This window comes from Saccharopolyspora sp. NPDC050642, from assembly GCF_040654735.1.
GTDB classification, from domain to species: domain Bacteria; phylum Actinomycetota; class Actinomycetes; order Mycobacteriales; family Pseudonocardiaceae; genus Saccharopolyspora; species Saccharopolyspora elongata.
The window spans coordinates 16,131-39,846 of sequence record NZ_JBFAIN010000027.1 but is presented as its reverse complement, the minus strand read 5'-3'; the positions used below and the strand labels follow the sequence as shown (position 1 = coordinate 39,846).

Annotated in this window: 9 protein-coding genes and 3 pseudogenes; 3 read left to right on the top strand and 9 right to left on the bottom strand. The window is 67.7% G+C overall.

Annotated features, from left to right (window positions below):
• Positions 1-169: 169 nt before the first annotated feature.
• A complete protein-coding gene (locus AB0H93_RS31010) occupies positions 170-490 on the bottom strand; it encodes a nuclear transport factor 2 family protein (RefSeq protein WP_358577220.1) in 321 nt (106 codons plus the stop codon).
• 178 nt (positions 491-668) lie between these two features.
• Between AB0H93_RS31010 and AB0H93_RS31005 the strand changes: the two genes are divergently transcribed.
• A complete protein-coding gene (locus AB0H93_RS31005; protein WP_358577217.1) occupies positions 669-1,109 on the top strand; it encodes a MarR family transcriptional regulator in 441 nt (146 codons plus the stop codon).
• A 193-nt stretch (positions 1,110-1,302) separates the two neighbouring features.
• Here the strand turns inward: AB0H93_RS31005 and AB0H93_RS31000 are convergent, their stop codons facing one another.
• The gene (locus AB0H93_RS31000) at positions 1,303-1,683 is read right to left on the bottom strand and encodes a hypothetical protein (RefSeq protein WP_358577214.1); all 381 of its coding nucleotides are present in this window, start codon (positions 1,681-1,683) and stop codon (positions 1,303-1,305) included.
• A gap of 1,213 nt (positions 1,684-2,896) precedes the next feature.
• Between AB0H93_RS31000 and AB0H93_RS30995 the strand changes: the two genes are divergently transcribed.
• On the top strand, positions 2,897-4,105 hold the full coding sequence (locus AB0H93_RS30995) for a cytochrome P450 (protein WP_358577211.1): 1,209 nt from the start codon (positions 2,897-2,899) through the stop codon (positions 4,103-4,105).
• A 9-nt stretch (positions 4,106-4,114) separates the two neighbouring features.
• Here the strand turns inward: AB0H93_RS30995 and AB0H93_RS30990 are convergent, their stop codons facing one another.
• The 5 genes and pseudogenes from AB0H93_RS30990 to AB0H93_RS30970 all read right to left on the bottom strand — a co-directional run.
• Positions 4,115-14,407 (bottom strand): amino acid adenylation domain-containing protein, encoded by a 10,293-nt coding sequence (locus AB0H93_RS30990; RefSeq protein WP_358577208.1) that lies wholly within the window; start codon positions 14,405-14,407, stop codon positions 4,115-4,117.
• A complete protein-coding gene (locus tag AB0H93_RS30985; RefSeq protein WP_358577206.1) occupies positions 14,386-19,062 on the bottom strand; it encodes an amino acid adenylation domain-containing protein in 4,677 nt (1,558 codons plus the stop codon). The genes AB0H93_RS30990 and AB0H93_RS30985 overlap by 22 nt, the downstream gene beginning before the upstream one ends.
• 58 nt (positions 19,063-19,120) lie before the next feature.
• Complete coding sequence (locus AB0H93_RS30980; protein ID WP_358577204.1) at positions 19,121-20,326, bottom strand: cytochrome P450; 1,206 nt, start codon at positions 20,324-20,326, stop codon at positions 19,121-19,123.
• Positions 20,327-20,469: 143 nt separating this feature from the next.
• A pseudogene (locus AB0H93_RS30975) lies at positions 20,470-20,681 on the bottom strand (MbtH family protein).
• 61 nt (positions 20,682-20,742) lie between these two features.
• Positions 20,743-20,970 (bottom strand): annotated as a pseudogene (locus tag AB0H93_RS30970) (cytochrome P450); the annotation flags it as partial.
• A 28-nt stretch (positions 20,971-20,998) separates the two neighbouring features.
• Between AB0H93_RS30970 and AB0H93_RS30965 the strand changes: the two are divergent.
• Positions 20,999-21,302: pseudogene (locus tag AB0H93_RS30965) on the top strand (transposase family protein); the annotation flags it as partial.
• A gap of 304 nt (positions 21,303-21,606) precedes the next feature.
• On the opposite strand, the gene AB0H93_RS30960 reads toward AB0H93_RS30965, so the two are convergent.
• Together AB0H93_RS30960 and AB0H93_RS30955 are read right to left on the bottom strand one after the other, a co-directional pair.
• Positions 21,607-21,975, bottom strand: coding sequence for a hypothetical protein (locus AB0H93_RS30960; RefSeq protein ID WP_358577202.1), 369 nt, complete (start codon positions 21,973-21,975; stop codon positions 21,607-21,609).
• A gap of 291 nt (positions 21,976-22,266) precedes the next feature.
• Entirely contained in the window at positions 22,267-23,670 is a 1,404-nt protein-coding gene (locus AB0H93_RS30955) for an MFS transporter (protein WP_358577199.1), read from the bottom strand.
• Positions 23,671-23,716: the final 46 nt, after the last annotated feature.

Below are 23,716 nucleotides of genomic sequence, written 5' to 3'. Positions count from 1 at the left end.
CTTGACTCCAGGGGGATTCATTCGGGGCACCCGAATGTTCGGGCGCCGGTGTCGGGGTCGATGAGGTCGGCGCGGACGGCGACGCTGTAACGGGTGCCGCTTTCGAACATAGCCGTGAGGCGGTGGCGGCCTTCGGCGATCCAGTGGTGTCCGCAGCTTCCCGGAGAGATCAGTTCTGGTGGATCCAGGCGGGCACGATCCGCACCTCGCGGAATCGCCAGCCCGCCGGCGTCCGTGCTGCGGTGCAGACCACTCGCAGGCCGCTTGTCTGGTGGGGCGCTTGGCCGTCGCGATAGACGTACACGAACGAGTTCGCCGAGGCAGCCGCCTGGTCGCCGTTGACGTTCACCAGCAGGTCAGTGGTCGTGTGCTGACTGCGCTGCCCCTCGACCTCACCCTGTCGCATAAAGCCGACGACCTTGTCGATGCCGCGGAGTTCGCCCCCGCGCGGCGAGCGCACCGCCACATCGTCGGTGAAGACGGTGTCCACATCCTCCCCCGCTCCTCGTCGAGCAGGAGCGCGAAGCGGGTGAACAGGTCGGCGATCTCGATGCCGTCGGCGATCAGAGCATCCGTGGACATGACATCCCTTTCGTTGGCATCTCCAACATTGGTGGGACCAACTATACAGAGATTCATTGGCTGCGCCAACGATGTATGGTGATGCCGTGGAAGAGACCCCCGCACGCCTGACCGCGAAGCCGAGTTGGCTGCTCACCCAGTTGGCAGTGCACGCCCACCGGTTGGCGTCTGACGGTTTCGGCGAGGTAGGTGCGCGCGGGTACCACTACCGCATCATGGCCGCGCTGGACGAGTTCGGGGTGGCCAGCCAGGCCGAGCTTGGCCGCCGATCCAACATGGACCGCAGCGACGTCGTGGCAGCGATCAACGAACTAGCCGAGCAGGGTTTCGTCGAGCGGGCGCCGGACCCGGATGACCGGAGGCGCAACTTGGTGACCCTCACGAAGGCGGGCGATCGCCAACTGCGACGCATAGACCGAGCACTGGACAAGGTGCAGGATGATCTACTCGGACCGCTTCCGGCCGAGGACAGGCAGACCTTGACACGCCTGCTCGCTCAACTGCTCAAGCACCACCAACGGGGATGAGGCGGCCGACCCGAGCCGCAAGGACGCCCCTCCTCGCCGAGGACGCAGAGGACCTACACCGCCCTGGCTGCAGGGCTCAAACCGAGCGATATGTTGATCTTGATTGACCCGCGGAGACCAGGTCGGATGCGGTATTGGACCTGGCCATCCATCCGTTTCACCCCGGTGGGCGAGTGCCACGCTGGGTGCGAGCTCAGCCGTGTTGTTGGCCGGAGACCGACTCAGCCTGCTGACGCAGGGTGATTCCGTTCTCGCGGTAGCGAACATGGAGTCGGGCGAGGTTGGATTCGGCGACCTCGGGCAGGCTGGAACCAAGAATGTCGATCAGGCGCGTGAGGTTCCACAGCACATCCTCTGCTTCTTCAAGCATTCGTTGCCGCAGTTGCGCATCGCTGCGTCGTGTCCGGTCCTGGCGAGCGGCCTTCTCCAGCTCGGCGGCGATCTCGCCGGCTTCACCAGACCGAGCACGAGCGGCGCGAGCCCGGGCTCGTGGTTGTCGAAGGCACGGTATTACCGTTGGTATTCCACCAAATCCACGGATCTTCCTCCTGAAAACGGCGACATATTCTGGCATAGGGGGCGAGGTCAGCAGTGTTAGCTGGGCGGATGGCTGATGAGCCATTCGGCGCGAGAGCGTGCTGCGGGTCTACGGGCGGGCCAAGCAGGGCGCGCAGATCGGTCGGTTCAAAGGAATCCGCACACTGCATCCATTACTGGCGACGATCTCCACACCGGGCTTAGTGACACCTGGCCATTGAGCCGGGGCCAACCGCACAGGCGTTGATCGGGCCAGTTCACGCCAACCGCTGCGCAGCTCCGCCCAACGCATGTCCATGCGTAGACCAAGTCGACAGTGGGGGTGACGGAGTGGCAGGTAACTGCCACCCCTCCGGAGCGCGTTCGGCGACACGCGTAGCGGTGGCAACTTGCTGTCCAAGGCTTGTGTCCAAGATCGCGATCTACCTACATTCTGCACGTCTCGCAGGAAATCCGGAAGAAGCGGGAAGAGCGGCCCCGAAGCCCGCGCGGGGAAGGGCCTGAGAACGACCAGCCCCGTCGCGGAGCCCGGCGCGCCGATCAGGATCGTGCAGCCGGTCAGCGGGGCCGAACCCGGGCCCGCCCGGATGGCATGTGCAAAGTGTGATCAACAGTGCTCGCCGCCGCTGTCCCCGGACCAGATCCCGGAGATGGCCGACGTCCTCGCGCGTGGGTGCAGGCATGGACGCGGTGATGCGGAGGCAGTCGTCGCAAGGTCCCGACAAGTCACCCCCGTGGAGCCCAGAATGAGCAGTGAATCAACGACAGACGTGCTGGTGATCGGCGCCGGACCGGCGGGCCTCACACTCGACAGCTCGGGCGGATGCCGACGACACTCGCGGGCCCACGGCTGACCCGACGTGCGGCCCGAGGCGACCACTACGGGCCGCTGCCGATCACCGAAGGCACAGTGATCCGGCTGACTGGCCATCACCTGCCCAGCGGCGGGAAAGAGATCCGCGCGGATTTGGTGGTCCAAAGTAGACGCTGCCGAGGATGGTCCCGACCGCTGGACCGCCACCCGCACCAACTCCGGCACGCCCGGTCCCTGACCGCGGACCTGCGGCGGACGTGGGAAAAGCCTGCCCACCCGAGCGGCTCACCCCCTCCCGCAACCGACACGGGTTTCGGAACCTCCGCGCGAAGTCCCAACCCCGTCGCATTTCCCATTCACATCGACCCACCGGGAAGGCGCCGAGTCCCCGCACTCGACAGACCATTTCCGATTCCGGAGATCGCTGGAGAAAACAGTGACCGAAACCGATTCCACATCCACCTTCCCCGAAGCGCGCACCTGCCCCTACCAGCCGCCGAGCACGTACCGCGAATTTCAGCAGCGCGGCCCGCTGTGCCGGGTCGAGCAGTACGACGGCGCGATGGCGTGGGTCGTCACGCGTTACGACACGGCCCGCCGACTGTTGGCCGACCACCGCCTTTCCGCCGACCGGACCCATCCGGGCTTTCCGCTCCTATCCGCCCGCTTCGAAGCGGTTCGCGAGCAACAACCGCGGCTGCCGCTCGTGGCGATGGACCCGCCGGAGCACGGCGTGTACCGCCGGATGGTGCTCAAGGAATTCACCGTGAAGCGAGTCCGCGAATTGCGCCCTGCCCTGGAGCGGATCGCGCGTCGATTCGCCGACGACCTGGTCGACGCCGGACCGCCGGCCGACCTGGTGCCGACGTTCGCCCTGCCAGTGCCGTCGATGGTCATCTGCGAGGTGCTCGGCGTGCCGTTCGACGACCACGACTTCTTCCGGGACGTCGGCCAGCGCATGGCGGAAAGCGCCGACCCGGAGGACATCGCCGCCGCGCGCGGCGAAATGGTCGAGTACCTCGACGGGTTGGTCACCGCACGGCAGGGCGAGCCGGGCCCCGGCCTGATCAGCCGACTGGTCACCGAGCGCCTAGCCAGAGGCGAGCTGGACCGCGAAGACGTCGTGGCGATGGCCGAGTTCCTGCTGGTCGCCGGACACGAGACCACGGCGTCGATGATCTCGCTGAGCGTCCTCACCCTGCTGGAGCACCCCGAGCAGCTCGCCATCCTGCGGTCCGATCCGAGCGCGATGCCGTCCGCGGTGGAGGAGCTGCTGCGCTACCTCTCGGTCGCGGACCTCGCCGGTGTGCGAGTCGCCGTCGACGACATCGAGGTCGACGGCCGGCTGATCAGGGCCGGCGACGGCGTGATCGTGCCGAACGCGCTGGCCAACCGGGATCCGCACGCCTTCGCCGACCCGGACACCTTCGACATCCGGCGGGCAGCGCGGCACCACGTCGGGTTCGGCTTCGGCGTGCACCAGTGCCTCGGCCAGAACCTGGCGCGGGCGGAGCTGGAGATCGCGCTGTCCGTCCTGCTGGAACGGCTGCCCACGCTGTCGCTCGCCGTCGACGACGTACGGGAGTTGCCGGTGCGGGCCGCGACCACGATCCAGGGGATCAACAAGCTGCCGATCACTTGGTGATCAGGTCGATCAGGTCGGCCTCTTGCCGAACAACCCATCGAGTCGACTCGCCACGACCGGCCCGATTTGGGACAGCGCCTCGGGTTTCATCAGGTAGTCGTGTTCGCTGCCGATCTCGTGAACCTCGATCTGACCGTTGACGCACGGGATCCACGCTTGCCGAGCACGCCACGGCTCGGGCGCACCGCCTCCCCGTTCGCCGACGGCGACGAACAACAACAGGTCACCGTGGAACCGGCCGGGACGGTACTGCCTGATGGCTCGCTCGTGCCGCGCGTGGCTCCGGCAAAGGCGGTCGAGGATCTGTTCGTCGAGGACGAACGCGGCCGATTCGTCCGCGCCGATGACGTCGATGAACATGTCGCGGACATCGCGGTCCGCTGCGGGTGGCGGCAGTTCTCGCTGGTCGGTCGGCGCCGGGAACGAATCGAGCAACGCGAGCAGTTCGACCTCGCCGCCTTCGTCCTGGATCATCGTGGCGACGGCGTGCGCGATGATGCCGCCGAACGACCAGCCGAGCAACCGGTACGGTCCAGTCGGCTGCACGGCTCGGATGCGCGCCAGGTAATCGGACGCCATTTCCTCGACGCCGATTGGACCGGAACGATCTTCGGTCAGGTCCCGGGCTTGCAGGCCGTACACCGGTTGTTCGGGGTCGAGGTGCGGAAGCAGCCCGGCGTACGGCCAGCTGATCCCGCCGGCCGGGTGGACGCAGAACAGCGGCCGGCGGCTGCCGGTCGTGCGCAGCGGCAGCAGAACGTCCAGGCCGCTACCGATGTCTCCCGAATCCAGCCGGCGGCTCAGGTCCGCCGCTGTCGGCGCCTCGAAGAGCGCCCCCACGCCCAAAGCCACGTCGAAGTCCTTGCGGATGCGGGACACCAGCCGGGTGGCGAGCAGGGAATGCCCGCCCAGGTCGAAGAAATTGTCGTCGACTCCGACACGCTCGACGCCCAGTACTTGGGCGAACAGGTCGCACAGGAGCACTTCGGTGCGGGTGCGCGGCGGCCTCGACCGGCCACCGCCGGTGAACGTGGGTGCCGGCAGCGCTTTGCGGTCCAACTTGCCGTTCGCCGTGACCGGCAACTCCTCCAACGCCACCACGGCGGCCGGCACCATGTACTCCGGCAAGAACTCGCGCGCGAACCGCCGGACCTCGTCACCGTCGACCTGGGCCCCCGCGGCGGGCACCACGAACGCCACCAGTCGTTTGTCGCCCGGCCGATCCTCGCGGACGACCACTGCGGCCCGGGCGATTCCGGGATGCGCGGCAAGGGTGTTCTCGATTTCGCCGGGCTCGATGCGGAAGCCCCGCACCTTCACCTGGTCGTCGGCCCGCACCATGTACTCCAGTTCGCCGTCATGGTTCCACCGCACGAGGTCCCCGGTCCGGTACATCCGGCTACCCACCGGATCTCCCGGCTTGGTGAAGGGGTTCGCCACGAACCGTTCCGCGGTGAGTCCCGGGCGGGCCCAGTAACCGCGCGCCAATCCCGTGCCGCCCACGTAAAGCTCCCCGACCACGCCCGGCGGGGTCGGCCGCAACCAGCGATCCAGCACATACACCCGCGTGTTGGCGATCGGGCCACCGATCGATGGCGGTCGCGTGTCGTCGCACCAGGCCAACGTCGACCAGATGGTCGTCTCCGTCGGGCCGTAGACGTTCACGACTCGACCGCCGGTCGCATGCATTTCGGCGACGAGCTCGGCGGGCAGTGGCTCGCCACCGGACAACATCGTGAGGTTCTCGAAATTCGCGCCGCAGAAACCGATCAGTCCTTGCCACAACGAGGGCGTGGCCTGCACGATCGAGACTTCTTCCTGCTCGATCAGGGTGGTCAGCAGCGCCGGATCGCGAACCATCCCGTCGTCGGCGACCACGACGGTGGCGCCGGCCAGGAGCGGGCCGAGCAGTTCCAGGGCGGCGATGTCGAACGCGAGCGTTGTGACCGCCAGCCAGCGGTCCGACTCGTCGAGCCGCAACGCCTCGCCCATGCCGAGCAGCAGGTTCCGCAGGGCCAGCTCGGGGACGACCACGCCCTTGGGCTTCCCGCTGGACCCGGACGTGTAGATGACGTACGCGGGGTGCAGCGGATGTGGGGCAGCCGGGCGGTCCACGTCGGTGAGGTCCGTTGCCGGTAGCCGGTGGAGCGAGTCCCGTACCTCGCCGTCATCCAGCACGACCAGCGGTCGGGAAACCCCGGGCAGTCGTCGGGCCGTGTCAGCGGTGGTCAACACGATCGCCGGGTCGGCGTTGTCGAGCACGTGCCCGATGCGTTCCCCAGGATGGGCCGGGTCGATCGGCAGGTAGGCGCCACCGGTCTTCAGCACGGCCAGCAGGGCGACCACCATCTCCGCCGAGCGCGGCATCGCCAGGGCGACCACGCGCTCCGGGCCCGCGCCCAGGCCGATGAGGTGGCGGGCGAGCCGATTCGCGCGCGAGTTCAGCTCCGCGTAGGTCAGCCTCGCCATGCCGGACACGACCGCCTCGGCGCTCGCGGACTTGCCGGCCTGGGCCTCGAACAACGCGAACACCGACGACTCCGGTTGCAGGTCCGCCTCGGTGGCGTTGCACTCGACCAACAACCGTTCCCTTTCGGCCGCGGTGAGCACATCGATGTCCGCAACGTTCCGATCCGGGTCGTCGGCCGCCATCCGCAACAGCGCGTGGAGCCGGTCCAGCAAGACCTCGATCGCCGGTCGGTCGAAGACGTCCGACCGGTAGTCCAAGCGCAGTTCCAAGCGCCGCCCCTGCACGACGAGGCTGAGCGGGTAGTGCGTGGTGGTGTGGCTGTGCGCGTCAGCGACCCGCAACCCTCCCACCGAGTCGAGCATGGTCGGATCGACCGGGAAGTTCTCGAACAGGACCAGGCTGTCGAAGAGTCCACTGTGTCCGGTCAGCCGATGGATGTCGCTGAGTCCCAGGTGTTCGTGCTGCGTCATCCGCAGCTGGTCTTCCTGCATCCTGGAGAGCAGCGCGGAAACGGATTCGCCCGCCTTGATGCGGACGCGGACCGGCAGGGTGTTGACGAACAGGCCGACCATGCCCTCGATGCCCGGCAACTCCGGTGGCCGTCCGGCGACGGTGGCACCGAAGACCACGTCGTCGCTGCCGGTCAACTGCCCCAACAGCAGTGCCCACGCGCCGCGGACGAACGTGTTGAGCGTCCAGCCGCGGCGCCGCGCGAGGGCCGTCATCGATTCGGTCAGCTCCGGCGGTAGTTCGAACGTGACCTGGTGACGTCGCGGCTGCGCTCGAACGACCTCCGCGTTCGGCGCGATGCGGGTCGGCGCCTCCAGTCCGCGCAGCATCTGCCGCCACGCGGCTGCCGCCGCCGGCCTGTCCTGCGCGGCTTGCCACGCCAGGAAATCCCGGTACGGGGTGGCCGGCGGCAGCCCGTCCTCTTCGCCGTGCTCGTAGAGGTGGAACAGATCGCGCAGCAGCACGGGCATCGACCAGCCGTCCAGCAGGAGGTGGTGGTTGGTGAGCGCCAGGAGGTGGGACTGTTCGCCGAGGCGGATCAGCGTGAACCGCAGGAGCGGGGGCGCGGCCGGGTCGAACCGGTGCGACCGCTCCGCATCCAGGAGCCGCGCCGACTCGGCCCGCCGCTCGTCGGCAGCGAGGTGCCGGAGGTCGATTTCCTGCCAGGGCAACGCCACGGAACCAGGCACGACCTGGACCGGGCGTTCGACGTCGTAGCACCAGAAGGCGGCGCGGAGATTCGGGTGGCGCCGCAGCAGTGCTTCCGCGGCATTGCGCAGTGCCTCGGGATCCAACGACCCGGCCAGCTCCAGGGACAGCTGGACCACGTAGTCGTCGGAGTTGTGCTCGTCGTACAGCGCGTGGAAGAGCAACCCTTCCTGCAGCGGTGTGACCGGCAGGATCTGGGCTGCCCCGCGCTCGCCGGGCCGCGAGTACTCGGCCTGCACCCGGGCGATCTCGTCCGCGGTCAGGTCGACCAGGAGCGGTTGCGGTTCCGCTGCCGGGGGCGCCGACGGATCCTGCGGCGCGGCTGCCCGAGCCAACGCGGCCACGGATTTGTGCTGGAACACGTCTTGCACGGTCATCGGTATCCCGGCCGCCTTGGCCCGGCTGACCAGTTGTACGGAGGAGATGCTGTCGCCGCCCAGGTCGAAGAAGTTGTCGTCCACCCCGACCGTTGCGACGTCGAGCACTTGGCCGAACAAACCGCACAGTTCCGCTTCGAGCGGTGTCCGCGGGCCGCGCCCCGCAGCGGACTTCGCGAAGTCCGGTTTCGGCAGTGATTTCCGGTTCAGCTTTCCGCTCGCCGTCATCGGCAACTCATCCAACGCGACCACGGCGGCCGGAACCATGAACTCCGGCAACTTCGCGCGGACGAAATCCCGAACCTGGCCGACGTCCGGCTCATCACCCGAACTGGACACGACGTACGCGACCAGCCGCCTATCGCCCGGCTTGTCCTCCCGCACCACGACCGCCGCTTCGGCGATCCCCGCATGCTCGGTGAGCCTGTTCTCGATCTCGCCGGGTTCGATCCGGAAGCCCCGTACCTTCACCTGGTCATCCGCGCGCCCCAGATACTCCAGTTCGCCCTGGTGGTTCCACCGAACCAAGTCCCCGGTCCGAAACATCCGAGACCCGGCCGAGCCGAACGGGTCCGCCACGAACCGCTCGGCGGTCAGCCCCGCACGACCCCCGTACCCCCGCGCCAAGCCCACACCCGCGACGTACAGCTCCCCCACCACACCCGATGGCACCAGGCGCATGCGGCCGTCCAGCACGTAGACCCGGGTGTTCGCGACCGGGCGGCCGACCCGGACCGGGCCGTCCCCGGCTTCCCAGAACAAGCTGTCCGCGCTGGCCTCGGAGGAGCCGTACAGGTTGAGCAGCAGCGAATCCGGCAGGACTTCCGCATGGCGCTCGACGAGAGCGCGGGGCAGGGCTTCACCGCTGGTAACCCAACATCGGACGGACGCCAACGACCTGGAGTAGGCGTCGTCCAGCAGCACCCGCAGCAAGCTCGGCACCACCGTCACCCGCTCGACCCCGTGCTCCGCGACCAGGCGCACCAGGCCGCTGGGATCCCGCAGGACGTCGTCCCCGGCCAGCACGACCTTGCCCCCGTGCAACATCGTGCCGAGCAGTTCGGTGGCGCTGTCCAGGAAACTCAGCGAGCTCCGCGCGAGGACCGTTGACGACCGCCACTGCGGATACCGCTCGCTGAACCACTGCCAGCGGTTCGCAAGACCCGCGTGCAGGCCGACGACTCCCTTCGGCACGCCGGTCGAACCGGACGTGTAGATCACGTAGGCGGGGTGCAGCGGCAGCAGCGGCGCCGGCCGCTCGGAGTCCGCGACGTTCTCCATCGAACGCCCCTGGCCCACCAGGTCGTCGACCAGCAGGCAAGTCGCGTCGGTCCTCGGCAGCGCGGCGCGCACCGCCGAGGACGTCAACACCACCGCAGGCCGGGCGTCGGCGAGCATGAACTCGATCCGATCGGCCGGATATGCCGGGTCGATCGGCAGGTAGGCGCCACCGGCCTTCAACACGGCGAGGACCGCGACCACCATCTCCACCGAGCGGGGTATGGCCAGCCCCACCACCTGTTCAGGTCCCACGCCCAGCTCGACCAGATGCCGGGCGAGCTGGTTCGAGCGCGCATTCAGGTCCCGATAGGTCAACTCCGCACCTTCGAACACCAGCGCCACCGCGTCCGGCGTTCGCGCCACCTGCTGCTCGAACAGGTCCGGCAGCACCAGCGACGACGGCAGTGGGATCGCCGCGTCGTTCCACGAGGTCAACAGTCGGCGCCGTTCGGCGGCGTCCACCACGTCGAAGCTGCCGATGCTCCGATCGAGCTCATCGACCGCGGTCTCCAGCTGCCTGCGGAACCGGGACAGCAGGGACTCCACAGTGGACCGGTCGAAGATGTCGGTGTTGTACTCGACCGTCAGCGCGAGACCCGTCCGGCTGCTTTCGAAGTGCACGCCTTCGTCGACGCTGACAAGCAAATCCACCCGGGCCGCGCCGACGTTCACCGGCAACAGTCGACCGCGCGCGCCGGGGAGGCTCAACTCGGTGCGCGGCGCGTTCTGCTGCGTGAGCATCACCTGGAACAGCGGGTGGTGGGTCAAGGTCCTGGTCGGCTTGAGCACGTCGACGAGATGCTCGAAGGGAACGTCCTGGTTCTCGTACGCCGCCAGGTCGGTGTCCCGGACGCGGCGGACGAGTTCGCGGAAGGTGGGATCGCCGGAGGTGTCCACCCGGAGCACGAGGGTGTTGACGAAGAATCCGACGAGATCGTCCAACGCCTCGTCGGTACGGCCTGCGACGACGGAGCCGATCACCACGTCCTCGCCGACGTTGAGCCTGGTCAGCAGTGCAGCCAATCCGGCGTGCAACACCATGAACAAGCTCGCGTCGCAAGCCCTCGCCACGTGGAGCAATCGGGCGTGGAGGTCTGGTGACCATTCGACGACCAATGTCTCGCCACGGTGCGATGCAACCGTCGGATGCGGTCGGTCGGTGGGCAATTGGAGTTGTTCCGGAGCACCCTCCAATTCCCGTCGCCAATAACCAAGCTGCTGAGAAACAAGACTTTCCGGATCATCCTCATCCCCCAGAAGATCCCGCTGCCACAAAGTGTAATCCGCATACTGCACCGGCAACGACTCCCACACCGGCACACCACCATCCCGCCGCGCAGCATAAGCATCAGCCAAATCCCGCCACAACGGCTCCAACGACCACCCATCCGCGGCAATATGGTGCAACACCAACACCAACACCCGCTCACTACCCGAGACCACCAACAACTCAGCCCGAACCGGCAACTCACCACCCAACTCGAACCGATACCGCACCGCCCGGGCAACCTCCCCATCCAACCGCCCACGATCCACAGAACTAACAATCACACCCGGCCACACACGATCCAGACCCCCCGGATCCACCACATCCTGACAAGGCACACCATCGACCTCACCAAAAACAGTCCGCAAACTCTCATGCCGCACCACCACATCCCGCAACGCCCCAGCCAACGCCCCCTCATCAACCTCACCCACCAACCGCACCACCAGCGGAATGTTGTACGTCGCCGACGGCCCCTCCAAACGATGCAAAAACCACAAACGCCGCTGCGCGAACGACAACGGCAAACGATCAGGACGCTCCACCCGCACCACACCACCACGCGCCCGCCCCGCACCCGACACCCGACGCGACAACAACGCCACCGTCGGAGCATCGAACACATCACTCACACCCAGCTCGACACCCAACACCCCACGAACCCGCGACACCAACCGCGTCGCCAACAACGAATGACCACCCAAATCAAAAAAACCATCATCCACACCAACACGATCAACACCCAAAACCTCAGCGAACACACCACACAAAACTTCCTCAACAAAACCCCGCGGCGCCCGCGACAAAACCCGCCCAACAAACCCAGGAACCGGAAGAGCCCTCCGATCCAACTTCCCATTCACCGTCACCGGCAACTCATCCAACACCACCACCACAGCCGGAACCATAAACTCCGGCAACTTCGCGCGGACGAAATCCCGAACCCCCGCCCCCTCCACACCCGAACCCACCACATACCCAACCAAACGCCTATCCCCCGGCACATCCTCACGCACCACCACCGCCGCCTGCCCCACCCCAGGACACCCGGCCAACACACCCTCCACCTCACCCAACTCAACCCGAAAACCCCGAACCTTCACCTGATCATCAACACGCCCCACAAACTCCAACACACCATCACAATTCCACCGCACCAAATCCCCAGTCCGATACATCCGCGAACCCACACCACCAAACGGATCCGCCACAAACCGCTCCCCCGACAACCCCCCACGACCCCAATACCCCCGCGCCAAACCCACACCCCCCACATACAACTCCCCCACCACACCCACAGGAACCAAACCCAAAAAACCATCCAACACATACACCCGCATATTGCGCATGGCCCGGCCGATCGGAACCGTGTTCCCGATCGAATCGGCAGTCCTCACCTCGTGGTAGGCGCAGAACGTGGTTGTTTCCGTGGGCCCGTAGACGTGCACGAACCTGGTGTTGGGGCAGGTTTCGACGGCGCGCCGGAATGCCTGCGTCGACACCACTTCCCCGCCCGTCCACACCTCCCGCAGTGCCGAAACCAGTTCGATGCGCTCGCCGACGAGGTGGTTGAAGAGAGCCGTGGTCAAGAAGGCGTGCGTCACCCGGTTCCGCGTGATGGTCGAATGCCACGCGTCGAGATCGACCGCTTCCCCGGGGGCCAACACGAGCCGCGCGCCACGGAGCAGCGGAACCCAGATCTCGTAGGTCGACGCGTCGAAGGCCAGCGGCGAGTGCACCAGCACCCGCGCGTCCGCATAGCTGTCGAACGCGCGGTCCCCGGTCAGCTCGACCACGTCCTCGTGCGTCGCCGCAACGCCTTTGGGGATTCCCGAGGAACCGGAGGTGTAGATGACGTAAGCCGCTTGCCCGGGGTGCAGTGCGCCTCCGCGCTCCGCATCGGTGAGCTCGGCCGTCGGCTGCGCGGCGAGCCGCTGCTGCACCTCCGGCGAGTCGAGCACGACGGTCGGCGTGCCGCCCTCCTCGACGCCAGGCCGGGTGGCCGCGGTCGTCAGCATCAGCACAGGCGTGGCATCGCGCAGTATCGACCGGACCCGTTCGGCGGGATTGCCCGGATCGATCGGCAGGTACGCCCCACCGGCCTTCAGCACGGCCAGGACGGCGACCACCGCTTCGACCGAGCGGGGTAGCGCCAGGACCACCACCCGTTCCGGGCCGACCCCCGACGCCACCAGGTGGCGTGCGAGCTGGTTCGACCGGGCGTCGAGTTCCGCGTAGGTCAGTTCCACCTCGCCGGACACGACCGCGATCGCCTCGGGCCGGAGAGCCAGCTGCCGGCCGAACAACTCCGGCACGACGGCCGACGGGGTCACCACTGCCGGGTCGTTCAAGCCCAGGAGGCGTTCCCGCTCGACGTCGCCGACCAGGTCGACGTTGCCCACGGGGCAGTCCGGATTCGCGCACAACGCCTCCAGGAGGCGGCCCAATCGCCCGAGCAACTGCTCCACAGTGGACGATTCGAACACGTCCGAACGGTAATCCAGCCGGAGGACGATCTTCTCGCCGGGGAAGACGATCAGGCTGAGTGGGTAGTGCGAACCATCGTGACCGGCGATGTCGACGGCCCGCAGCTCGCTTCCGGCCGGCGTGATGCCCGCCGTGTCCAGCGGGTAGTTCTCGAAGACGACCAGGGAGTCGAAGAGCTTTCCGTGCCCGCTCAACCGGCCCGCGTCCGTGAGGCTGAGGTGCTGGTGGTTGACCAAGGCGGCCTGCTCGTCGCGGAAGCGGCGAAGCGCGTCAGCCAGGGGTTCGTGCGGATCGAGCCGGACCCGGACGGGCACCGTGTTGATGAACAACCCCACCATCGATTCCACGCCGGGCAGTTGAGGCGGCCGCCCGGCCACGGTGGTGCCGAACACGACGTCGGAGCGGCCGGTCAACGACCGGAGCAGGATCGCCCAGGCGCCCTGGACCAGGGTGCCGGTGGTCAGCTCCCGGCGGCGGCCGAGAACGCGCAGGTCCGCGGTCAGTTCCGCGGGCAGTTCGAGGGTCGCCTGTGCGCGCCGGCCCGGTCCGGCCGGGCCCGCTGTCGGCGCGAGCAAGGTCGGCTCGGACAGCCCGGCCAGGGCGCGCCGCCACGCGTCCTCCGCGGCCTGCCGGTCCTGCCCGGCGAGCCAGGCCAGGTACTCCCGGTACGGCGTGACCCGCGGCAGCTCGCTGTCGTCACCACCGCGCTGGTAGAGCTGGAACAGCTCGCGAAACAAGACCGGATACGACCAGCCGTCCAGCAGGATGTGGTGGTTGGTCAGCACCAGCAGGTGCCGCTGCGGTTCGAGCCGGATCAGCGCGAACCGGAGCAGCGGGGGGTCGAACAGGTCGAAGCCGGCCTCCCGCTGCTCGAGCAGCAGGCGCTCGCGCTCGGCGCGCTGCTCGTCCACGGTGCGGCCGCGGAGGTCGAACTCCGCCCACGGCAAGGTCACCGAGCGGGGGATGACCTGGACCGGGCTGGCCACCCCCTCGAACCAGAAGGCGGCACTCAGGTTCGGGTGGCGTCGCAAGATCGCCTCCGCGGCGCCGCGCAGCTCGGCGGCGCGCAGCGGTCCATCGAGCTCCAGGACGACCTGGACGACGTACTCGTCCGGGCCGCTCCCCTGGTGCAGGGCGTGGAAGAGCAGACCTTCCTGGAGCGGGGACAGCGGCAACACGTCTACGAATCCGGGCTGCTCCATCGTGATCTCCTCCACGCTGACTCGAGCTGGTCGATCTGCTGCTGGGTGAGGTTGACCAGCCCGAAATCGGACGGCGTGTGGCCGCCCGCGCCGGGTTGGTCGGTTGCTGTCGTGACGCCGCGAAGCACCTCGAACCAGATCTCCGCGAGCGCCGTGACCTGGTCCCGGTCGAGTGGCGGCTGCCAGGACCAGGTCGCGACCAGCTGCGGCCGCCCGGCGGTGGACAGCACCGCCGCGTTGAGGTCCAGCAGGTGGACCGGGGGCATTCCCGGCCCGGCGGCAGTAGCAACCCTCAGGGGTTGGCCCGTACCGTCCGCGAGCGGTACCCACGCGGTGTCCCCGTCGGCGTCATCTGCGGCGGAGAACCGGCCCAGGTAGTTGAACCCGATCTCGGGACTGGGCAGACCCGCGAGTTCCTCGGCCGTCTCCGGGTTGAGGTAGCGCAGCAGCCCGTAGCCCAGGCCGTGGTCGGGCACCGCACGGATCTCTTCCTTCAGGTGTTGGATGGTGCGCCGGAGTTCCGGCCCGCCACGCCGAACGTCCTCGCGTTCCAAGAGGCCAGGGGTGAGGCGCACCGGGTACAGCGTGGTGAACCAGCCGACCGTGCCCGACAGGTCCACGCCATCGGCGAGTTCTTGGTGCCGCCCGTGGCCTTCGACATCGACCACCACTGCCCGGCCCGACAACCCCAGCCCCCGTCGCCATTGCGCAACGGCGGTTCCCAGCGCGGCGAGCAGCACCTCGTGGGTGTCCGCGTGGTAGACGGCGGGCACCCGCCTCAACAGCGGCTCAGTGTCCGCCACCGGCAACCGCAGCGTCAGCTCGCCGGACTCCTGATGCCCGGCTGCTCCCCCGCGCTTGGGCACGGCGTCTGCCAGCGTCCGCTTCCAGTGGTCTAGCTCGGCGATTCGCTCCGGACTTCGCGCTTCTGCGGCAAGAATTCGCGTCCAGCGGCGCAGCGACGCGCCACGCGACGGCAGCGACGGGGTTCGCCCAGCCGCTATCGCCTGCCACGCGGTGGCCAGATCCGACAGCAAGATCCGCCAGGACACCCCGTCGACGGCCAGGTGGTGGATCACCAGCAGCAATCGGCCCGCCCCTCCGGCTCCGGCATCGAAGAACACGGCTTGCCACACCGTTTCGGACCTCGGGTCCAGACGAGCCTGTGCAGCGGCGAAGTACTCGTCCGCGGCCGCGTTCAACTGGTCCTCGGAAAGACCGCGCACGTCCACCTGCGTCACGCGGTCCGCCACGGGCGACGACCCGACGGGCGCTACTCGCAAGCCCTGCTCGGCACCGTCGTCTACGCACAAGCGCAACGCGCCGTGCCGCTCCACCAGCGCTTCCAAGGCGGCCACCAAGTTCGGGCGGTCGATCCCCGTCGGCAAGGCCACCACCATCGCCTGGCAGAGCCCGTCGAACTGCCCACCCAAACCCCGGAACCAATCCACGATCGGCGTCGAGCCGAGGGCGCCCACGCCGTCGTCCTCGACCGGCTCGGCATCCGCGTGCACGCCGGCTGCGGACGCGATGCCGGCCACGGTCCGGTGCACCAGCACGTCTTGCGGGGTGAAGGTGATGCCGGCGGCCTGTGCCCGGCTGACCAGCTGGATGGCGGAGATGCTGTCCCCGCCGAGGTCGAAGAAGCTGTCGTCGATCCCCACGTCCGGGACGCCGAGCAGCTGGTCGAAGAACTCGCACAACGCTTCCTGGACCTGGGTTCGCGGCGGGCGAGACGACGCGGCACGCGTGAACTCCGGCGCAGGCAAGGCCCGGCGGTCCAGTTTGCCGTTCGCCGTCAGCGGTAGTGCGTCCATGGGCACGATCGCCGCCGGCACCAGGTGATCCGGCACGCGGCCGCCCAGGAACTCGCGCACCTCGCGAACGTCCAGCTCCGCGGACGGCGCGGGAACCACGTACCCGACGAGGCGTTTGTCCCCCGGCCGATCCTCGCGGGCGGCTACCGCGGCGCGGGCGATGCCCGGATGCTCGGTCAGGACGTTCTCGATTTCGCCAGGCTCGATCCGGAAACCTCGCACCTTGACCTGGTCGTCGACCCGGCCGACGTACTCCAGCCAGCCACGGTCGTTCCACCGCACCAGGTCTCCGGTGCGGTACAACCGACCGCCGGCACCCGCCGACACGCTCCCCGCCACCGAGTTCTCGGCCGGGCCGAAGGGATTGGCCACGAAGCGTTCCGCCGTCAGCCCCGCCCGGCGCCAATAGCCGCGCGCCACCCCGAGCCCGCCGACGTACAACTCCCCGACCACGCCGGGGGGAACCAATGCCAGCCTGTCGTCCAGCACGTAGACCTGGGTGTTGGCGACCGGACCACCGATACCACCGCCGTCCGCGTCCGACCCGCACCAGCCCGCCGTTGCGTACACGGTCGCCTCGGTCGGCCCGTAGGCGTTCATCACCCGACATCCCGGGAACGCCGCCTCCAGCGCGGCCACCACCCCCGTCGGCAGCGCTTCCCCCGCGCACACGACGACACCCGAGAACCCGGAATCCCGCACCGCTGCGGCCACCTGGCCCAGCACCGACGGAACGCCGCTGATCGCGCTCGGAGCCGGCCCCGCGGACAACCGCTCCGCCAGCGCCGAGCCGTCCCGCACCACTTCGACGCAGCCCCCGCAGGCCAAGGGGGCAAACAGCTCGAACACCGATACGTCGAAGCTCAACGACGTGGACGCGAGCACCCGGCCGAGCCGCTCCCCCAGGGCGCGAACCGCCCAGGACACCAGGTTCACCGCACTTGTCTGGGACACCACCACGCCCTTCGGGACGCCGGTCGAACCCGAGGTGTAGATGATGTAGGCGGGATGCGAACCGCGCAGCGACGACCGGCGGTCGTCGTCGCCGAGCTCGGAGCTCGGCTGCTCGGCGAGCGCGCGGCGCACGTTCCGGTCGTCCAGCACCACGATGTCGACGGGCGGTTGCGCGACGCGCCCGGCGGTGTCCGTCGTGGCCAGCAGCAGGACCGGGTTCGCGTCGGCGAGCATGAATTCGACGCGATGGGCGGGATAGGTGGGGTCGACCGGCAGGTAAGCACCGCCGGCCTTCAGCACCGCAAGCATCGCGATGACCATGTCCGCCGTGCGCGGCAGCAACAATCCGACCACTCGCTCGGGCCCAACGCCCAGCTCGACCAGGTGGCGAGCGAGCTGATTCGCCCGCGCGTGCAGCTCCGCGTAGGTGAGGCTCTTCCCACCGCACACCAACGCGACCTCGTCCGGACTGCGCGCCACTTGGTCGTCCAGCAGCTCTGGCATCACCGAGGAAGTCAGCTCGGCGGCTGCGCCGTTCCACTGCCCCAGCAGCTCGTTCCGCTCCGCGGCGGTCAGCACGTCCAATTCACCGACTTCGGCGTCCAAGTCGCCGGCCAGCACGTCCAGCAGGGCGAGGAACCGATCCTGATGGGTGCCCAGGGCATCGCTGCTGTAGCGGTCCGCGTTCCCGTTGAAGTCGACCCGGACATCACCACCGTCGAGGCGGTCGTAGGCCATGATGGACAGATCGTCGACCAACCCGTTGGACAAGTTGTGCAGCCGCGCGGCGCACTGCCCGAAGCTCAGGTCGAAGTCGAACGGCATCACGTTCACCTCGGGGCCCATGAGGTGGCGCATGCCGGTCGTCAGGTTGAGATCGCGAGCCAGCTGCTCCGCGCGATAACGCTGGTGCGCCAAGGCCCCGCGAACCTCCCGCGAGGCCTGCCGGAGGAGCTCGTGCACCGTGGTCCCACCATCGACCTTCACCCGCAGCGGAACCACGTTCGCCAGCGTGCCCGGGTTGCGGCGCAGCGTTGCGTTCTTGCGAGCAGCCACTGCGAAACCGACCGCGATGTCCTCCTCCCCGGTGAGCCGGTGGAGGTACACCGCGGTCGCCGCGAGCAGCATGACCGACCAGTGCGTGCGGGCGGTTCGGGCGGCCGCCTTGATCCGGTCCGCGGCTGCGGCCGGAACATGGCTGGTGTGCCGAAGGAAGCTCCGCGGCAGATCCTCCGTCATGGCGGAAATCCGTGCCACGTTGGGCCGGTCTGCGAACCTCTCCAGCCAGTACTTCCGATCCCGTTCGAAGTCCCCGGAGTTCCGGTACTCGGCGTCTTCCGCCACCAGTTCCCGCAGTGACGAGAACGGCGCGGGCTCCGCGGGCAGACCTTGCACGCTCGTCGTGTAAAGATGCGCTGCGCGTTGCGAGATCAGGATGCTGCCCGCACCGTCGGTGACCAGGTGGTGGTAGCCCTGATACCAGTAGAAGCGGTCCGACGCCAGCTTGAGCAGGGCGTACGAGAACAGCCGGTCGCGGGTCAGGTCCATCGGGACGGCGAGGTCTTCGTACATCCAGCGCTCCGCCGCCGCACCCGGATCGGGTTCGGTGCTGAAGTCGAGCACGGGGAAGTCCCAGTCGGGGACGGGGTTCACGGTCTGGTGCGCAACGCCGTCCACCTCGTGGACGCGGCAGTGCAGCACATCCACCTCGGCGACGGTCTTGCGGACCGCGGCTTCGAACTCGGCGCCGTCGATCGCCCCGTCGATCTCGACGTACTGGCCCACGCGGAAGTGCAAGCTATCCGGGTTGAACCGCTGCGCCAGCCAGATCTCCCGTTGGGCGTCCGACAACGGGAAAGCGGAGTCGGCAGCCAGTTGGTCCATGATCCCACCCATCGACACGGCGCTTGCGCCTCAGGACACGGCGACCGCGGTCCCCGCATCACCACTCGACCGGGAGCCGGGACACCCCGTACACGGGCATCTCGGTGCAGATTTCGAGTTCGTCCGCCGGAACGGCGAGCCGCAGGGCGGGGAACTCCCGGAAGATCCCGGCATAGCTCGTGCGCAGGATGTTCCGAGCGAGGTGTTGGCCAAGGCATTGGTGCACGCCGTAGCCGAACGCGAGGTGCCCGGCCGACGAGTTGTCGATGTCCAGTGCGGCCGGGCACTCGACGTGCTCGGGGTCGCGGTTGGCCGCCGGCAGAGCTATGGACACCGAGTCACCGGCCTTGATGGTTTCGCCGCCGAGCTCGACGTCCCGCAGCGCGGTGCGGATAGGTCCGATGTGGGTGACGCTGAGGTAGCGCAGCAGTTCGTCGACGGCCTTGTCGAGCTGGGCCGAGTTGGAAAGCGCCCGAGCCCGCTGGTCCGGGTGTTCCAGCAACGCGAGCGTTCCGAGGGCCAGCATGTTCGCCGTTGATTCGTACCCCGCGGTCAGCAGCACCATTCCGACGGTGGCGATCTCCTCGTCGGGCAACTCGCCCGAAGCCGCCAGGTGCCCGAGGACGTCACCGCTGGTCCCGGCCCGCTTCTTCGCGTCGACGAACTCCTGGAACTGGGTGTGGATCGCCTGGGTCGCTGCCCCGACGTCGGCGGCCTCGGCGTGCTGGTCGAACAGGACTGAGACGCGCCGCACGAAGCGGTCGCGCTCGTCCTCGGGGACGCCCAGGACCTCGGAGACCACGTTCAGCGGCACGAGTTTCGCGAAGTCCCGCACCAGGTCGGCGGGTGGGCCCCCGCGGTCCATCGCGTGCAGGCGTTCGTCGACGATCCGCTGGATCGTCTCGGTCAGCGAATCCATCCGGCGCAGCGCGAAATGACCGGCTAGCAGCCGGCGGTACCTGGTGTGCTCCGGCGGGTCCATGCGGTGGAACACGCCCGGCGGGATGTCCTTGCGCGCCTGCTCTGCTTCGGCGGGCAGCTCGACGGGGATGCGGGCGAGATCGGCGCGGCTGCTGAAGCGGCTGTCGGCGAGTACCGCGCGGGCCAACGAGTAGCTCGTCACCAACCAACCCAGGTGGCCGTCCCCGTAGACCATCCGTCCGATGGGCTTCCGATCCCGCAGCGACTCCAGTTCCACGGGCAGTTCGAAGATCCGGTCGCGTTCGGTCGGAATACCGACGGGAACACCGATGGTGTCGGACAATTCAGGCTCCTTCCCGAGTTTTCGTCGCGCTGGCGCGAGCCGACTCACCGAACCGCGCCACGCGCCGCCGCGGCGCTACCGCGGGTTCGCCGCTCTGGGGTAATCCTGGTGACGGCGCGACTTCTTGGTTGGGCGGAACGTGATCAGGACTCGCCCAGCTGCGCGATCAGGCTCTTCGGGCGCAGGTCCGTCCAGTTCCGCTCCACGTAGTCGTGTGTGGACTGCCGGTCGGTCTCCGGCAGCGCGACGGTCCCCCCGGCGCGTCGACGAAAGCGGGCCACAGGGAATGCTGCCCCTCGTCGTTGACCAGCACGAGGTACTTGCCGTCCGGGTCTTCGAAGGGATTCGTGCTCATCGTCTCTTCCTCACGGCTTCGGGATGGTCGGTGGAATGCTCCGGGAAGGCCCGGAAGCGGTTCAGGTGCGCAGGACGGTTCTGCCAGCGGTGACAGGCAACGACGCCATGCCGCGGACGACCGACGTCGGGCGTCGCACCGCCGGTCCGGCGCGGCGCAGATCGGGCATTCAGCGGAACGCGACCTCCCCCTCGATCCGCGCCAGCGGGGCGCCGAGGCAGTAGTGGATGCCCGAGGAGAAAGCCAGGTGCTCGCCCTGCACCGCGCGGGTGATGTCGAAGCGGTCCGGGGTCCTCGTGCTTGGCCGGATCCCTGCAGTGGTCATCGACGCCAACACCCGCCTGACGGTCGCAGTCGGAAAACCGCTGCCCGGCAACCGCAACGACTGCCGGGCCTACACCGAATCCGGTGTCGACCAGCACTGCACGGGTGCACAGGTCATGGCCGACAGCGGCTACCAAGGCATTACCGGAGTGGTCATGCCGTACCGCAAACCCGGCGACGGCAGCGAACTTCCTCCGTGGAAGGAAGAACTCAACACCGTTCACAAGCGCGTCCGAGCCCGCGTTGAGCATGCCCTGGCACATGAAGTCCTGGAACATCCTCCGCAACTGCCGACGCAAACGCGACGGCGTCTGGCACGCCGCACGCGGCGTAGCCCTCATGCGCAACCTCACCATGGCCCGCTGAACACCACCCGCCACGCCGCAAGCCACGATTTCCCATGCACGCCAACAATATTTGATCATTATGGGACAGGCTTTAGACGCTATTGCCGACCCATTCGAACAACAAGACCTGCGGCCACAAGCTGCCATGCGCGGTCACTCGCATGCCGCCGGACAACCTCGTTGGCAAACAACTGCCATTCGCCTGGACAGCGACCATTCGCAGGCCACCGGAAACGCCATGGGGAGCCGACCGATCACGGCGATGCGGGCAGCAATCCGACCTCGGCGGCCCGCACCCCGGCTTGGAAACGCGAGTTGGCCCCCAACAACTCCACGATTTCCGCGACGCAGCGCCGATACGTGCGCACCGACACCGCCAGTTCCTGGGCGGCCACTTCGTAGGTGTGGCCGGCGTAGAGCATCTTCAGCACCTGTTGCGCGAACTCCGTGTCGAAGAGGTTGCGACTGCACTGTCCGCGCTGACCGGTGAACCGCATCCGTTGACGGAGCAGGCTGACGCCGAGGGCTGGTAGCCAGCGGATGTGCCACCTGCTAACGTTCTCGGTGTGATTCCCCCAAATAAGGGGAATTTCACGCGCGTGGGGGTTCAAGTCCTCGGACACTCCTTTACCCCATAGGTTGCTGGGAAGCGGCTTATGGGGTCTTCATTTCAAAGCCAGTGCGAGCTGCTTTCCCCGGTCAACTGTCGGCACCGGTGGTGGAGCTGCATGGAAGATCCCGCCAAACCTGAAGATCGGATTCTGCCTGACGTGCGACACACTCCCAGGCGCGTCGACCTCTCTGCCGGGCTATGACTGCTGGCGATACCGTTGGTTGGTGAGATGGTCGTGCACACAGCGGATTACTTCGAGGTCGTACTCAGCAATGAGACGTGGACGCCTGGGCGTCAGAGATCAGGACGCTCCTGCCTGGTCGATGCTCATGCCTCGGGTTTCACGAGCGCGGAGCATGACGGGGCCGAGGCACACCAGGAAGATCGCGCAAATGAGCCAGAACGGAGCACTCGTCCCCCAATTGGCTTGCAGGAAGGGAATCGACGCGACGACGAGAACTCCACCGAAGCACCGGCTCGCGGACTCCACGAACCCGGCGGCGGTTCCCCGTGCGCGAGTGGGGAATTGCTCGGCCGTGAACAGCTTGGTGAAAGGCACCAAACCCGTGCAGAAGAACGCGCTGACAAGACCGAAGGCGACAGCGAGTGCAATGTTCCGGGATAGCGCGAGCATGCTGAAACTGAACACGGCGCCGAGGCTGTAGATGAGGAAGGTCTTCTTACGGCCGAATCTGTCGGCAAACTGCCCCACCGTGATCGCCCCCACTGCGCCAGCGATGATGATCCCGATGGTGGTGACCAGCGCTCCCTGGGCTGACATCCCCATAGCTGCGTAAATCGTTGATGCGTACACCAAGAGCACATAGGCACCGGCACTTGCGCCGGCGCAGATCAGTAGGCACAGAACGAGTCGGCCGAGCAGCGGCCGGCGAAACAGGGCCGCAGACCCGCTGCCTCGTTGGGTGCCGGCCTCGTATTCCGCTTGCATGATGGCAGTGATCCCGGGGTGCAAGAGCTCGCTGTCGTGCCCGTATCCCGCCTCGCGTTCCATCCGCTCCACCAGCGCCTGCGCTGCGGCTCCGCGACCCTTGAGCAGCAGCCAACGCGGGCTTTCGGGCAGATACTGGTAGATGAACGGCACCGCCAGGATCGGCAGGCCGCCGAGGAGGAACAGGATGCGCCAGGCCAGATCGACCGGAAGACGGTCGATCACGGCGAGCGCAGCAGCCTGGGGAATCAGATAGCTCAGCGCGAGCACCGCGGATGCCGCGGCGATCATTCTTGCGCGGGACCGGGTCCCCAGCAGTTCCGAGAGCATGAGGTACGGAATCGGGAAGACCGCGCCGAGCGCGAGGCCGCCGAGAAAGCGCATCGCCATGATCCAACCAACATCCGCCGACACCGCACACAGCGCGGAGAACAGCGAAAACAACGTGACGCCCCACAGCAGTACCACCTTGCGGCCGTAGCGGTCGATGAGACGACCCACGAGGGCTGCGCCCACGATGATGCCGCTGGTGGACGCGATCCCGAGCTGGGCGGTGCCCTGCGCCGTCAGGCCCCAGGGCTCTTTGACGAGCAACAGGATTGGACCGACCACCCCGGTCTCGAACCCCTCCGCGACCCAGATGACGGTCACGAGGATCATCGTCAGCAGCGCTGTCCTCGTCATTGGTAACCGGTCCAGGCGCGACAGCAGGTTGGCGGTCACCATTGGGTTTGACGCAGCAGTGGTTTCTCGCATGAGGAACCTCCTGGGGGTAAGGGGATTTCACTAACGACCCACGATG

What these genes read in the sequence shown, in the direction of transcription:
- AB0H93_RS31000 (WP_358577214.1), bottom strand. Translation starts at nt 1,683, where the DNA reads ATGCCAGAATATGTCGCCGTTTTCAGGAGGAAGATCCGTGGATTTGGT.
- AB0H93_RS30990 (WP_358577208.1), bottom strand. Translation starts at nt 14,407, where the DNA reads ATGGAGCAGCCCGGATTCGTAGACGTGTTGCCGCTGTCCCCGCTCCAG.
- AB0H93_RS30985 (WP_358577206.1), bottom strand. Translation starts at nt 19,062, where the DNA reads ATGGACCAACTGGCTGCCGACTCCGCTTTCCCGTTGTCGGACGCCCAA.
- AB0H93_RS30955 (WP_358577199.1), bottom strand. Translation starts at nt 23,670, where the DNA reads ATGCGAGAAACCACTGCTGCGTCAAACCCAATGGTGACCGCCAACCTG.